A 14,367-nucleotide genomic window follows, 5' to 3' on the forward strand; every position below is an offset into this window, starting at 1 on the left:
GTCCCACCATGAAGAAGCGCTCCGTTCGCCGCGGGTCCTCCAACGATGAGCCCGCCGTCCCGGCTCGGTTGGTGGGGCCCGTCAGTGCACCGGATCTGCACGTAATGTCATGGAATATTCGCCGTCGCAGCAGGTTCCCCGCTCTGCGGTCGGCCGACCGTTGGTCTGAACGCGCTCCGCGCCTGCAGGGTCTTCTCACTACAGAGAGACCCACGGTGCTGGGGGTGCAGGAAGCGCTCGCTGATCAGGCCTTCTTCGCTCAGGCGTCTTTGGGGGACGGCTACCGGGTCACTGGCCGCGGCAGAAGCGCAGCAGGACGCGGGGAGGGGACACCGATCATCTATGACGCCGAACGCCTGGAGATGCTCGATTGGGAGCAGACCGCACTGTCCAGACGGCCGAACACGCCAGGTTCGAGATCCTGGGGGAGCATCTACCCCAGGATCATGGTGACAGCCTCCTTCCGGGACCGGGCCACCGGTCTATGCTTCCTGATCATCAATACACACCTCGATCACTTGTCCGAAAGAGCACGGCTGATGGCAGCGCGGATGCTCCGCAAGACCGTCACCGACTCTTCGCTGCCGGCGATTGTCACCGGAGATCTCAACGCGGGGGCGGACAGTGCGGCGATGCGAGAGCTGCAGCACCGTGGCATGCTTGAGGAGACGTGGACGGTGGCGGGTCGCCACCGCAGCAGGCAGTGGGACACGTTCGCCAATTACGCTCCGCCTCAGGCGAGCAGCCGTCGCGTCGACTGGATCCTAGCCTCGCCGTCTTTCCAAGTCGCAAGCGCAGCGGTCAACGCTGAACGTTATGCAGGCGGTTGGGCATCCGACCACCTGCCGGTCCAGGCGGTGATGCGTCTCGCTGAGGCGTGGCCAGGGCTGCGGGGTCCTTGAGCTATTCTGAGCGCGGACGCACGGTGGGAGGGTAGGAGCGAGGATGGTCGGATCGGGAATCAGAAGCGTCTTGGTGGAGTTCATCCTCCACAAGTTTGATGAACTGGTGGATCTTGCCGCCCAGCTGGATGACGACGCCGCCAATACCACTACCTCGACCCGGGGCAGCAACTCAGTGGTGCAGCTGGTGACGCACTGCTGCGGGATGTTGCGCCGCTGGTCATCCACCGTGAACCTCGGCGTTGAGGTGCCGCGTGACCGTGAGGCTGAGTTCGAGGTAGTGATGCCGGTGGCTGAGGTGTTGACGCTCGCCGCTGAGGCGCGGGCTGCGTTTCTGACCGATATCGAAAGAACGGACCTCGACGCCGCTCCCGTCTTTCTCCCACCGGGGTGGAACGACTTCTGGACTGCTTCCTGTGCGGGCGTGCTTCTTCACGTGTTGGAGGAGCTGTGTCAGCACCTGGGCCAGGCGGAGATCACCCGCGATGTAGTGCTCTCAGATGAGGCGGATGACGGGGCTAATATGGCGTCGTCGAGCTCCTCGTAGAGTGGAGCTCATGACACATCCGAGGTCCCAGCCCACGCGCTGGGTGACTGAGACCAAGCACGGTCACTCTCAGTGGTACATCGACCGCTTCCGAACGATGGCTGCTCAGGGAGAGGACCTCGCCGGTGAGGCGCGACTTGTTGATGCCATGGTTCCGCGGCGGGCACGCATCCTTGACGCTGGGTGCGGCCCTGGGCGGCTTTCCGGAGCGCTTCACGAACGAGGTCACACTGTCTATGGGGTCGATGCCGACCCGCTACTGATCGCTGCCGCCGAGGAGGATCATCCAGGGCCGAAGTACTCTGTGAGAAACCTGGCCGAACTGGAACTGTCTGCCATCGGAGCGGACGAACCCTTCGACGCCGCGATTCTGGCGGGCAATGTCATGGTGTTCCTGGCGCCCGGGACCGAGAGCGAGGTTCTGCGTCGGATGAATGCCTGTATGCGGTCCGGCGGCTTCGTCCTCGTGGGCTTTCACACGGACCGGCACTTGTCGTTGGCGGATTTCGATGGGTTTGTGACTGCATCGGGTATGCGTGTTGAGCACCGGTTCGCCACGTGGGATCTCAAGCTGTGGGACGCTGACGCCGATTTTGCGGTCTCTGTCTTGCGGCGAAACGGCGGGCCCGACGCACGCGCGGTATGACCCGCAGCGAGGCAATGACAGCACCCGGTATAGCAGATGCTAAGGCCAGTACTCCGTAGCCCACCGCCACCCTGACCCCCTCAGCGGCGGAGAGTCCGCTGAGAGTGAAGCTCCAAGCGGAGGCCATCTCCCGTATCCCCCATCCACCCACACCCACCGGAACTGACATGCCGGCCAGCGCAACGGCCGCAGAGCTGGGCAGTACTGCCGCGGGAGCGGTCGGAACCAGCACCGTCACGCAGAGCATGAAAAGAGTGGCGAAACATATCCAACCCAGTATTGAGAGCAGCACGACCTGCACAATCTCCGATGCGGGCAGGCGGCGCAGCCACCGGCCGGCAACGAGTGCAGCGACAATTGCCGCACCCAGGCAACCCAGTCCCGCCAGTGGCGCCAGCGGCAGCAGCACCAGCCCGCCGGCGGTGAACACCACTGCGGTGCCGACCAGCCGCTCGGCAGCCACAGAGGCGAACCCGCTGGCTAGGGCCCCACGACGCGTGGTCACTGAGGCATCCGTGCTGTCATCTACCGCCCGCAAGGCGTCACCTGCCAGCCCCCCGGGGAGGACACTGTTGAGAAAGGCAGCCTGCCAACAGCGAGCGACCGCCGCTCCGAGTCGCACATTGATGGCATGATGCCGGGCGACGATCCGCCACCGCAGGGCCTGCATCAGCACTCCCAAACCGCCCAGCGCGCCTGCTGCCAGGAAGGACCACCATGGGAGGCCATGCAGTGCGGAGGTGAAACTCTCCGGGCCCCATAAGACTGCAATGACCGTCAGAAGTGATCCGGTGACAATGATCTGGCCAGCCCCTACCGCGATAGTTCGCCAAGGCAAGCCCGGTGCCCGCCCTGCACCTGGTTGGGCAGGGGTGCTCACCGTTCAGCCTGCAGAGTCAGCAGCCGCAGTCTCCGGCACGCAGACCACGTCGAGGTGACCTACTCGCACAGTCAGTTCACCACGGTCCAACTGTTCGGTCCGGCGCCGCACCCACTCCTCGGCCGCGTCACGAAGTGCGGGATTCTGCTCCACGGCGGCTTGGGCACGGTCGGTCAGGTACCGTGCCACCAACTCTGGCTGTGAGGCGTCCAGTACCCAATCCGTCGGGACCACCTCTACGTACGCACCGTGGTCGCGCAGCATTGCGGCCACAGTCTCCGCGGCGTCGGGCCCCAATAAGTCTTCACGGCGCTGGTGGGCGTCGAATGCGGCAGCAATCGTGTGATCCAGTGAATCCTCAGGGGCAAAGGAGACATCCCCGGTGACCGTCAGGCTCAGCAGGGCTGCAGTGTGCGAGGCAGCAATCGTCTGCGCGATGAGCGATGCTTCTCGAGGGCTGAGCAGATCCAGCAGTGCAGCGCAGGTCACCAATGTCGGAGTTTCTGAGCCGACCAACTCTGGAAGCTGATCCACCGAGCCAACCATCCGATCGGTGCCCACTACCTGCTCGGCATCGGTGGCGGCGCTCACCTCGAGCAGCTGTGCGTCGTGGTCCACAAGAAGCCACCTCTGGGGCACTGTCAGGCGAGGTGCCAACCAGGCTTGGTTCGACCCTGTCCCAGCCCCCAGATCGATGATCAGGGCGGCTTGCCCAACCCCCAGGCCGGCGCGCGCCCAGGAGCTGATTCGTTGTATTGCCGGTGCGGTGTTCTGCCGCGCCCGGTGGTCGGCGCTACGGCGCAGGCCCAACCAGTCGGCGGCCACGGGACGGTTCACCACCGGAGTGCTGTGCTGAGATTCTTCGCGGTCTCGCTCCATGGTCGGAGTCTATCCCGGTCCGCCACAGCGTTGGTGCGCCAGTGTCTCCGCAGAGCTTCATTGCCCAGCCATTCTTCCAACACTGCGGTCCAAGCAGTCTCATCGGAGGGATCCACCGCTGCGCCGGGCAGGGCCGTGGGATCCGTTCGGAGTGGGTCCCGAGCTCCCGTCAGAGCCTCTTGAGCTCCCGTCCCTGCACCCACCACTGCCGGGATTCCACGTGCCAGCGCCTCGGTGACTACCATCCCGTAGGTCTCCGCCAACGACGGCAGCACCAAGAGATCCGTGCGATCCCACACCTGTTCCAAGGATTTCCCGGCGAGAGGACCAGGAAGTGAGATTCGGTCAGCAAACTGATGAGCAGCTGAAGCGACCGCTTCCGCATACCGCCGGTCGGCGCCCCGCGGCCCTCCGATCGTCAGACTCCAGTCCAGACTCTGCAGAGGTTCCAGGGCGCGCAGCAGCAGCAGCGGGTTCTTTCTCTCGGAGACTGATCCCAAGAACAGTATGTGAGGAGGTGCGGAGCCGCAGGCCAGCGGTGCGGCATCGCACCCGGGAGCTGCCACGGCAAGTGGGAGCGCACCATAGCGTTCGGCCACATCACGGCGTGCCCATTCACTTGTGCAGACCACCTGTGCTGCGTGCTCCAGGGCTCGGCGCTCTCTGGCGGTCACCCGGCGCTGCTGTGCGGCGTCGAGACCGGTCTCGGCAGGGAGGGGTAGATGCATCAGCACTGATACCTCCACCCCCGCGGCCTGCGCCTGAGCAATCTCCTCAGGCGCAGCCGAGGCAATAATCCCATCGACCAGCACGGAACGGTAGCGGTGCAGGGTATGGGCCAATTCCTGGCGTGCCGGCTCGTCGGGGGAAGGCCAGGCTCCAGAGACAGGCTCCTCGGTGACGGCCAGCCCTTGGGAGCGCCAGGTCTGCAGCACACGTCTGTTGTAGGTCAAGCCTCCGCTGGGGCCGGGGAGGTCCGCCGGCACTACGAAAGCCCGGTCACCTGCGGTAATCATCAGGACTCCGACTCGTGGTCTCGACCAGACCCTGCAGAGCGGTGGGTCTGTTCCAGCAGCAGAATGTCACGGCCAAAGGAGCACAGCAAGGCCGCCAAAGCGCTCCCAGCAAACATTGCAGCCAGTGACACTGGCACTACGGGGCCCAAGCCCACCACCACCACCGTGGCTTGAACGGCTGCCACCACCCTGCGGAATCCGCTGTAGGGCAGAGTCTGGCGCCAGGGTCGTCTGATGACAGACCCGAGAACGAACAAGTACCGCATCATGCCGATCAGCAGCACCCACCAGCCCACAGTCAGCGCCAAGAGTGCTGACAGCACCAGAAGGGCCGCCGCGTCAGTCTCACTGTCCAGCCGGGCTCCGGCCGCGGTGCCCCGGTCCGCTCGTCTGGCTACCCATCCGTCCACGGCATCCAGGGCGGTCGCCAATGTCGCCACAACCAGCACAGTCCAGGTTCGTAAGGGGAGCGCCCCGGCGATTGTCAGCACCAGGGCGGCGGTAAGCACGCCGATCAAGGCTACCCGCACCAGCGTGACTCGGTCGGCGGAGGTGATCATCCGGGGGCGACGGCGAAGGACTGACCACCCGGCAATGACCGGGACCACCAACGACGCCGCCACACTCATCCCACTCACCAGGGCCCCAGAAGGGAAGAGAGCAATCAACAAAGACGCTCCGCCGACCGCACCGGCGAGAGTCACCACCGCATCGAGCCGGCCGGTGGGGGCTCGGCCCTCGGCAGCTGAGGCAGCTGCAGAAGGTCCGCGGCTCATCAGTCCGGGAGTCTGTCGAGGGGTGAGCCCAAAGCCAACAGTGAAAGGAACGCCACAGAGACCCCTCCAAGCAGAACAAAGCAACTGAACACCGGGTGCCTCAACACCACCCTGAAGAGTCTGTCGTGCCATATCTGATCATGATGATCACCGGTAGGGGCGCGTCTCCACTCACCGGAGAGCCGCCCGGTGCGGGTCAGCCACATGTCGGCCGGAATGGTTGCATAGGGAATGATGGCGCTGATGATCGCCACTGCGGCAGGCCATCGGTGCATCCGCTGGTTCTTCGCTACCAACACTGAGGTCACGGCATAGGCCAGAAAAACGAACCCGTGGATGCCGCCCCCTATAGTGACCGCAATGTCCAGGTCCGCTGTGGCGCGCAGGACGATCCCGCCCAGCAGGAGAGTCCATGACACTGCCTCGGCGATTGCCATCACGCGGAAAAGCAGGTGAGGACTCATCAGTGGCGAACACTCCTTCATAGTGTGGCAGGGCAGGCAGGATCCACCGATCCTCTGACGGCATCCCAGTCTACCGGCCGGCTTGGGCACCGTAGACTGGCCCACACACCACCGTAAGGGAAGCCCCATGGACACTGACGTCATTGTGATCGGAGCTGGACTAGCAGGCTTGCAGTGCGCTCGCCGCCTGCAGCGTAACGGACACAGCGTGTCCGTTCTGGAAGCCGAGGATGCAGTTGGCGGCCGAGTGCGCACTGACCACATCAACGGCTTCCGCTGTGACCGAGGCTTCCAGGTGCTCAACCCGGCCTACCCGGCGGTCCGCGACTGGATCAACGTGCCCGGCCTGAAGCTGCAGAAGTTCGGGGTGGGGGCGGCGGTGAACACCGCTGAGGGAACGTCTATTGTGGCGCATCCGCTCCGTCACCCTGGGCTTGCACTTTCAACTCTGAACAGCAAGCATGTTCCGGCCTCCGATGTCCGCGCACTGGTGCGCTGGATCGGTCCCACAATGCTCAGGGCAGCCAGCGCGTGGCGTGCCGCAGAGGACCAGACTCTCAGTGCGTCACTGGACCAGACTGGGTTGACCGGCCGGCTGCGCCGCGACGTGCTCGACACCTTCTTGGCAGGAGTCCTTGCGGACAGTTCCGGCGGGAAGTCCGCAAACTACGTCCGGCTCTTGGTGCGCTGGTTCGCGCTCGGTGTGCCCGGGCTGCCGCAGAAGGGCATGCAAGCGCTGCCTGAGCAGATGGCCGCGTCGCTCGCGGATCCAGTCCTGCTCAACACGCCAGCTCTGAGGGTCGAGGAGACATCGGGTGGAGTGCGGGTCACCACTGAGCATGGGGTCCTGCGTGCACGTCTGGCCGTGGTGGCCGTAGACCCTCAGCATCTCGCCGATCTGACCGATGAACCCTCTCCCGAAACCAACGGTCTGACCACCTGGTGGTTCCGCGCCACCGAAGCTCCGCGAACAGGCCGTTTTCTGGTGCTCGACGCCGCCCGAGATGGGGGCGGCCCGGCGGGGCCAGTCTGGAACACAGCCGCCATCACCGAGGTCGCGCCATCCTACGCGCCACCAGGGGAGCACTTGGTGCAAGCCACCACACTTCTGGATCGGCCGGATGGTCTCGCTGAGGAGGCGGTGGTCCGTCGTGATTTGGAGCGCCTGTACCGGACGCCCACGCAGGACTGGGAGCTGATTACTCACCATGTGGTTCCCCACGCGCTCCCGGCGCAGCCGCCCCCGCTGGTGGACCGCCGCGCGCAGTGGGTCGGCGAACACACGCTGGTTGCCGGGGACCACCGCCACACCGGCTCGATCCAGGGGGCGTTGGTCTCTGGCGACCGAGCAGCTCTTGCCGCAGCCGAACTTCTTGCCTCCTAGCCTGATCAGATGACGCAACGACCGATGGTTCGGCTGATCCTGCCGCACCAACTCTTTGAGCAGCACTTCGAGGTCTCCAAGGACACGATCTGTGTCCTGGTCGAACATGATCTGCTGTTCCGGCAATACGCCTTTCACTCACAGAAGTTGGTCCTTCACCGGGCATCGATAGACCGTTTCGCTCGCCGTCTGCGCGGACACGGATATCACGTTGAGGTGCTGCGAAGTGTCGCCGACCGCGCCTCCCACGATCAAGTGGCTGAACTTATCCGACGCATAGCGCCGGCCGAGGTGACCTGCTACGACGTGGTGGACGACTGGTTGGAGCAGGATCTTGTGGCGGCACTTGCGGAGGGTGGCTACTGCTTCCACAGGTGCGAATTTATGGAGAGCCCCAACTTTCTCACCACTGGCGCTCAGATCGATGAGTGGTTCGCCCACCATGACGTACGTATGCACGATTTCTATATTTGGCAGCGCCGTCGTCTCGGGATCCTGCTCGATCAGGAGGGTCAGCCCCTGGGGGGCAAATGGTCCTTCGATGCCGAGAATCGCAAGAAGTTGCCGCGCAGATACGTCCCGCCGACTGTGGACCGATTCGCGAAGCATCCACTGCACCCGCAAGAGGAAACTCTCGACCTGTGGACGGGGGCAGAGGCGAGCACTCCGGTGCAGGACGACGACGCCGAAGACGTCATCCGTGCCATTGAGTGGGTAAGTGCCGAGTTTCCTCATGCTCCAGGGGATCCCCACCTATTCTCCTGGCCAACCACCTCCAAGGAAGCACGGGAACACCTGCGGGAATTCGTGCACAGTCGGCTTCCCGACTTCGGGCCCTATGAAGATGCGATCTCGACTGAGTTCGCATTCATCAACCACGGTCTGCTGTCAGCTTCGATGAACGTGGGGCTGCTTGACCCCCACGAGGTAGTCCAGGCCGTGCTCGACGGCTCCGACGAGCACACCCCTTTGGCCTCTGTGGAGGGCTTCGTTCGACAGGTGATCGGATGGCGCGAATACATGCGAGCCACCTACCGGACCAGGGGGCGGAGGATGCGCTCGGCAAACCAACTGGAGCACCGCAACGCTCTCGGTGACGGATGGTGGGACGCCACCACCGGGCTAGAACCTGTGGACATGGTCATCTCCCGTGTCATCGCCACCGGCTACGCCCATCACATCGAACGATTGATGGTGCTGGGGAATGCGATGTGCCTGCTGCGCGTCGATCCCGACGCGGCCTATGAATGGTTTATGGAGTTGTTCATCGACGCCTACGACTGGGTCATGGTGCCCAACGTGTACGGGATGAGTCAGTTCGCCGCGGGCGAGGAGATCACCACCAAACCGTATGTCTCCGGAAGCAACTACCTGCGGAAGATGTCGAATCTTCCAGGAGGGGAGTGGACCGGTGACTGGGACGGGTTGTACTGGACTTTCGTCGCAGACCACCGTGACGTCTTCAGCGCCAACTACCGGTCACAGATGATGGTTTCCATGCTGGACAAGATGGACGCACAGAAGCGCATTTCGCACCGCCAGCGTGCACACAGACTGCTTCACGGCGCCTCTGGAAATAGGTTAGTCCGGCGAAGCGAACAATGATCGCCCATCGCCCGACCCCTCCGGCTGCGCAGGCGCGCCTCTAGGCGCTGGCCTCCCGGATGAGTTGGGCGCACCGCTCACCGATCATCATAGTGGTGATGTTTGGGTTGACCGTTGTCAGCTCGGGCATCACTGAGGCATCAGCTACGCGCAGACCCTTCACGCCTTTGATGCGCAGCTGCGCATCAACCGGTGACATCACATCATCCTCGGGGCCCATTCGCACCGAACCTGCCGGGTGATAGACGGTGTTGTGTGTCCGGGTGATATATGCAGCCAGATCCTCGTCGGTCTGGACATCCTTTCCTGGGAAGAGCTCATCGCCCGCCCAGTCAGCCATTGCTGGCTGGGCCACAATCTGCCGAGCAAGCTTGATGCCCTCCACAGCTACCCGCATGTCGTGGCCCTCGGGATCCGTGAAGTACCGGGGGTCTAACCGCGGCTTGTCCCGATAATCACGCGAGCGCAGTCGCACGGTGCCGCGAGACTTGGCGTGGGTGACGTTCGGCGTCAGACAGAAGGTGTTCTCGGAGGTGGGGTAGCCGTGGCGCAGTGTGTGCTTGTCGAAAGGCACCGAACCGTAATGCATCATCAGGTCCGGACGGTCCAGACCCTCTCTGGTGGGGGCGAAGATCCCGATCTCCCACCACTGATAGGCCTCATCCACCATAGGCTGCTTCGCATCCCAGGCGATGACCGCCTCGGGGTGGTCCTGCAGGTGCTCGCCGACACCGGGGGAGTCGACGCGAACCTCAATCCCGTGCTCAGCCAGGTGCGCTGCCGGGCCGATCCCTGAGAGCATCAGCAGCTTAGGCGAGTCGATGGCACCTGCTGAGAGAATGACCTCCCGAGTTGCGGTGATGCGTCGCGCGCGGCCGAAGGCATTGTTGACCGCGTCCACACCCCCGGCCTGATCTCCGTCAAACACGATTTCCCGGACCCAGTGGTCGGTGAGGATCGTGAGGTTCTCCCGATTCAGGATGGGATGGAGATAGGCCACTGATGAGGAGGACCTGGTCCCGTTCTCATTTCGGTTGATCTGGAAGAAGTTCGCACCCTTGAGCACCGTCTCTCCGGTGTTGAACTGCACCCGGGGAATGCCCTGCTGCTCGCAGGCGTCAAGCAGCGCCACACCGCAGGGGTCGTGAGGTGGGATCGTCATGAGGTTGACGGGTCCGGTGCGCCCATGGTGATCACCTGGAGCATCGTTGGTCTCCAGCTGTTTGAACAGTGGGTACGTGCTATCGGCGTTCCATCCGGTCGCACCCATGGTTTCCCACTCGTCCATATCCTCACGCAACGCCCAGAATGCGATGCAGGAGTTGTGAGAGGAGCATCCACCGAGCACTTTGGCCCGGGACTGGCGCATGAAGGAGTTGCCGTTTTCCTGCGGCTCAATCTGGTAGTCCCAGTCGTAACCGGACTCGAGCAGTTCCATCCACCGATTCAGCTGAAGGACTTCATCTTTGTCCGCATCGGTCGGGCCCGCTTCAAGCAGAGCCACAGTGACGGTGGGGTCGTCCGAGAGTCGGGCAGCCACTGCGGCGCCGGCGGAGCCGCCGCCGATGACCAGATAATCAAAAGTGGTGTTGTCCAAGGGTCTCCCTATTCCTCTGGCATGCTGAACCAGCCGGTGACGGCCGGTTCAGTGTTTTCGTAGATGTGTTTTGCTTCGCGATACTCTTCGAAGCCCATCAGTCCCAGTTCCCGGCCGATGCCGGACTGCTTGAATCCGCCCCACTCAGCCTGCGGCAGGTAGGGGTGGTAGTCATTGACCCAAATGGTGCCGTGGCGGAGTCTGGAGGAGACCCGCTGGGCAGTTCCCGCATCTGAGGTCCACACTGCCCCGGCCAGTCCGTAGATGGTGTCGTTGGCTGTCTCGATGGCTTCCTGCTCGGTGGCGAAGGTTTCCACAGTGATGACTGGTCCGAAAGACTCCTCGGTGACGGCGTGCATGCCGCGTTTGACGTCGTCGAGCACCGTGGGAGCGTAGAAGAATCCTTTCTCATGTTCGGCGCCGCCGAAGTGACCACCGGTGCGCAGGGTGCATCCTTCCCTGATGCTCTCTTGGACGTAGGCGTGGACCTTCTGGCGATGCTCATCGGAGATCAGCGGACCGGTTTCAGCGTGCTCGTCGAATGGACCACCCATGCGGATATGCTCCGCGCGGCGGACCAGCTCGTCCACGAACTTCGCCTTGATCGACTCCTCCACAATCAGTCTGACCCCGGCCGAGCAGACTTGCCCTGAGTCAGTGAAACCGGCGTTGAGCGCATTGTCGACGGCCGCGTCGAAGTCGGCATCGGCGAAGACCACATTAGGGTTCTTGCCGCCGAGTTCCAAAGCGATCTTCTTGACGGTCTCTGAGGCTGCCGCGGCGATCTTCCGTCCAGTCACCAGGCCTCCGGTGAAGGACACCAGGTCGACGTCGGGGTGAGAGGACAAAGGTGCACCGGCAGTGGCGCCAGGCCCGGTCACCAGATTAGCCACTCCGGCAGGCAACCCCAGAGAGTCGAAGACATCCATGATGAGGATCCCCGTGTGTGGGGTCAGTTCAGCCGGTTTGAGAACCAGCGAGTTCCCCGCAGCCAGGGCTGGGGCGAGCTTCCAAGCAGCTTGGAGTAGTGGAAAATTCCAGGGCGTGATCATCCCGCAGACCCCGACCGGCTCATAGACCACTTTGGATCGAACCGTGGGATCTCCGGCGTCGATTACGCGACCGGGGCTCGAATCGGCGAGCTTCGCGAAGTGCTTGAAGCAGGCGATGATGTCGTCCATGTCCAGCTCAGCCTCGACGAGGCGTTTGCCGGTGTCGAGGGCTTCGGCACGAGCGAACTCCGCTTTGCGCTCGGTGAGTTTTGCAGCCACGCTGAGCAGGAATTCACTCCGTTCGGCGGCAGGTGTATCAGCCCACACCCTCGACTCGAAGGCCTGCTTCGCCGCAGCAATTGCCGCCAGGGTGTCAGGCTCTCCCGCCTCCGAGACAAGTGCGACCTCGCTGCCATCAGCGGGGCATGTGATGAGTCGGGTCTCGCCGCTCTCACTGGGCACCCAAGCGCCATTTATGAACAGAGTGGCGGCCTTCTGCGGGGTGGTGCTCTGGGTCATGAGTCTCCTTCAGTGGTTCGGCTGGTCCGATCATGGTCCCATTCGTCGGGCACTTGTCCGAGCTCCATGGTGACGGGCCTTCCCGCCTCCTCGTTCATGGTGAGAACCGCCAGATGCCGTTGGTAAGAATCGATTACATCGGTGATGATCTGTTCCTGGGTGTATCCGAATATGTCATGTCCCAACGATCCGGTGGCGGAGAAGATTTCCACTTGGTAGCAGACCTCATCCTGGGTTCGCAGCCGGGGTGCGAAACTGGGCACCGAATGGGCGATCGGGTAAGCCTGATACTTGAACTCGGGTTGGTCGCCGAAGAAGACATGCAGGTCCATATGAGGAATGTCGGTCCCCGGGACGGTCCCGCGGCTGCATCGGACCTGAGCGCCCTGACTTTCCAGTTCGGCTGCGACTTCCTCGATCGCCGGGGCGGCCACAGTGTTCATGTACGTGGTGACTTCAGCCGCGGTGGGGTACTGCATGTGCCGGGCGAGACGCCGACGCCATTGGCCGCGCGCGCCCTCCCCGCTGGCCACAATCCGTTCCGACAGGGCAGAGGAGAGGGTGGACTGACGCGAATCTGCGGCGTAGTTCTCAAGGCGCAGGGCTCGCCAGACACCGGCCATCAGAAGATAAAGAATGATCGACAGCGGCAGGCCCACGATCACGGTGGCCATCTGCAGGGTGTAAATCCCATCCAGCAGCAGCATCACCAGGGTCAGCCCGCCGATGATGAAGCTCCACACGACGCGCAGCCAGGGCGGGCCGTCGGAGGTCGTGTCTCGAGTCTTGGAGGTGAAGTTTGCCAGGACCAGGGCGCCGGAGTCGGCGCTGGTGACGTAGAACAGCAGCCCCACCAGCACAGACACGCCAATGATGAAAGATGCGCCCGGGAATTCGGCCATCAGCGCGAAATAACCGGATCCTTCAAAGTCCTCAGCCTGTTCCGCAAACTCGGTGTCCCCACCCATGATCCGGGAGACTGTGGCATTGCCGAAGATCGAGATCCATATTGCGATAAAGGCGAAGGGAACCACGAGGACACCGATGATGAACTGACGCAGTGTGCGCCCTCGCGAGATTCGTGCGAGGAACAGGCCGACGAACGGCGCCCAAGCCATCCACCAGGCCCAGAAGAAGACGGTCCACCACTCGACCCATCCTTCGTCGAGCCAAGCCTCTGAGGTGTCGTAGGCGAAGGTTTCGGTGAGCATGCCTGGGAACAGCGCGATGAAGTCGCCGAAGTTCTTCACCAGCGCGTTGAGCAGTTGAACGGTCTCACCCGAGACGAGCACATAGATCATGAGCAGAATCGCGACCACAACGTTCAACTCCGAGAGTCGGCGTATGCCCTTGTCCACACCGGAGACGGTAGAGAACGTGACGACCACGGCTGCGAGGACGACCAGTGCAACCTGCACTCCTGTTCCCGCTTCGATGTCGAAGACCCACCCAATGCCGAAGCTGAGGAACACCACGCCGATCCCGAGGCTCGTCGCGATTCCGAATACGGTGCCGATAACCGCTGCCGTTTCGATGACGTCCCCGGTCGCGCCGCGCGCACGACGTCCGATAATGGGCAGCAGGGCGCTGCGGATACTCAGCGGAAGATGGTACCGGTAGGCGAACAGCCCGAAAGCCATTCCCATCAGGGCATACATGGCCCAGCCAGGGATACCGTAGTGGAACATGGTCCACAAGGCTGCCTCTTCCGCGGCCTGCAGAGTGCCCTCCGCGGCGCCAGGACCTACGCGTAGGTTGGTGGCCGGGCCCACCACGGCGAAGAACATCAGATCCACCCCGATGCCCGCGGCGAAAAGCATAGCGGTCCAGGTGAACAGGTTGAAACGCGGCTTGGAGTGATCCGGTCCCAATTTGACCCGTCCCGACCGGGAGAAGGCCACGATCAGGACGAAGCCGACGACGATTGCGGCAGTGAGAATGAAATACCATCCTAGCCAGCCGCTGATCCGGGTGAAGGCACCTTCAAGAACCTCGTAGGCGGAGCCAGGAGCTGCCGCGGCCCAAAGGGTGAACGCCACAATGATTGCCGCGGAGACGATGAAAACGGGCCAATTGACCTTCGAAGCGATTGTGGCGGGTGGGGCTGCGGCCATTGAGTTCCTCACTCAGTTTTGAACGGTCTTGGAAGATGCACGTCTA

General features: G+C 63.1%; 13 protein-coding genes. 5 read left to right on the forward strand and 8 right to left on the reverse strand.

Features of this window, described 5'->3' with window-relative positions; genetic code table 11:
* Positions 1-8 precede the first annotated feature (8 nt).
* From D3250_RS08775 to D3250_RS08785, 3 genes are read left to right on the forward strand one after another with little or no spacing between them, the layout of a single operon-like run.
* On the forward strand, positions 9-902 hold the full coding sequence (locus tag D3250_RS08775) for an endonuclease/exonuclease/phosphatase family protein (protein WP_225973239.1): 894 nt from the start codon (positions 9-11) through the stop codon (positions 900-902).
* Between the two features lie 43 nt (positions 903-945).
* Entirely contained in the window at positions 946-1,449 is a 504-nt protein-coding gene (locus D3250_RS08780) for a mycothiol transferase (RefSeq protein WP_119902942.1), read from the forward strand.
* A 10-nt stretch (positions 1,450-1,459) separates the two neighbouring features.
* Entirely contained in the window at positions 1,460-2,095 is a 636-nt protein-coding gene (locus D3250_RS08785) for a class I SAM-dependent methyltransferase (protein ID WP_119902943.1), read from the forward strand.
* On the opposite strand, the gene D3250_RS08790 is transcribed toward D3250_RS08785, so the two are convergent.
* From D3250_RS08790 to D3250_RS08810, 5 genes are read right to left on the reverse strand one after another with little or no spacing between them, the layout of a single operon-like run.
* Positions 2,016-2,933, reverse strand: a complete 918-nt coding sequence (locus D3250_RS08790; protein ID WP_158583115.1) for a lysylphosphatidylglycerol synthase domain-containing protein — start codon at positions 2,931-2,933, stop codon at positions 2,016-2,018. The genes D3250_RS08785 and D3250_RS08790 overlap by 80 nt on opposite strands.
* A 45-nt stretch (positions 2,934-2,978) precedes the next feature.
* On the reverse strand, positions 2,979-3,854 hold the full coding sequence (locus D3250_RS08795) for a class I SAM-dependent methyltransferase (RefSeq protein ID WP_147383513.1): 876 nt from the start codon (positions 3,852-3,854) through the stop codon (positions 2,979-2,981).
* The gene (locus D3250_RS08800) at positions 3,809-4,870 is read right to left on the reverse strand and encodes a glycosyltransferase family 4 protein (protein ID WP_119902946.1); all 1,062 of its coding nucleotides are present in this window, start codon (positions 4,868-4,870) and stop codon (positions 3,809-3,811) included. Before D3250_RS08800 ends, D3250_RS08795 begins: the two co-directional genes overlap by 46 nt.
* Positions 4,870-5,646, reverse strand: a complete 777-nt coding sequence (locus D3250_RS08805) for a CDP-alcohol phosphatidyltransferase family protein (protein WP_158583116.1) — start codon at positions 5,644-5,646, stop codon at positions 4,870-4,872. Before D3250_RS08805 ends, D3250_RS08800 begins: the two co-directional genes overlap by 1 nt.
* Positions 5,646-6,110 (reverse strand): DUF3817 domain-containing protein, encoded by a 465-nt coding sequence (locus tag D3250_RS08810; protein ID WP_119902948.1) that lies wholly within the window; start codon positions 6,108-6,110, stop codon positions 5,646-5,648. Before D3250_RS08810 ends, D3250_RS08805 begins: the two co-directional genes overlap by 1 nt.
* 127 nt (positions 6,111-6,237) lie before the next feature.
* Between D3250_RS08810 and D3250_RS08815 the strand changes: the two genes are divergently transcribed.
* Together D3250_RS08815 and D3250_RS08820 are read left to right on the forward strand one after the other, a co-directional pair.
* A complete protein-coding gene (locus D3250_RS08815) occupies positions 6,238-7,494 on the forward strand; it encodes a flavin monoamine oxidase family protein (protein ID WP_119902949.1) in 1,257 nt (418 codons plus the stop codon).
* Between the two features lie 9 nt (positions 7,495-7,503).
* Complete coding sequence (locus tag D3250_RS08820; protein ID WP_119902950.1) at positions 7,504-9,099, forward strand: cryptochrome/photolyase family protein; 1,596 nt, start codon at positions 7,504-7,506, stop codon at positions 9,097-9,099.
* 40 nt (positions 9,100-9,139) lie between these two features.
* Here the strand turns inward: D3250_RS08820 and D3250_RS08825 are convergent, their stop codons facing one another.
* Genes D3250_RS08825 through betT form a run of 3 tightly spaced genes read right to left on the reverse strand, consistent with a single transcriptional unit; the run spans position 9,140 to position 14,321 of the window.
* Positions 9,140-10,696, reverse strand: coding sequence for a GMC family oxidoreductase (locus tag D3250_RS08825; RefSeq protein ID WP_119902951.1), 1,557 nt, complete (start codon positions 10,694-10,696; stop codon positions 9,140-9,142).
* Between the two features lie 8 nt (positions 10,697-10,704).
* Entirely contained in the window at positions 10,705-12,207 is a 1,503-nt protein-coding gene (locus D3250_RS08830) for an aldehyde dehydrogenase family protein (protein ID WP_119902952.1), read from the reverse strand.
* Entirely contained in the window at positions 12,204-14,321 is a 2,118-nt protein-coding gene (gene betT, locus D3250_RS08835; RefSeq protein ID WP_119902953.1) for a choline BCCT transporter BetT, read from the reverse strand. The genes D3250_RS08830 and betT overlap by 4 nt, the downstream gene beginning before the upstream one ends.
* Positions 14,322-14,367: the final 46 nt, after the last annotated feature.

Origin of the sequence: Nesterenkonia natronophila (genome assembly GCF_003595215.1) — a bacterium.
Lineage (GTDB): Bacteria > Actinomycetota > Actinomycetes > Actinomycetales > Micrococcaceae > Nesterenkonia > Nesterenkonia natronophila.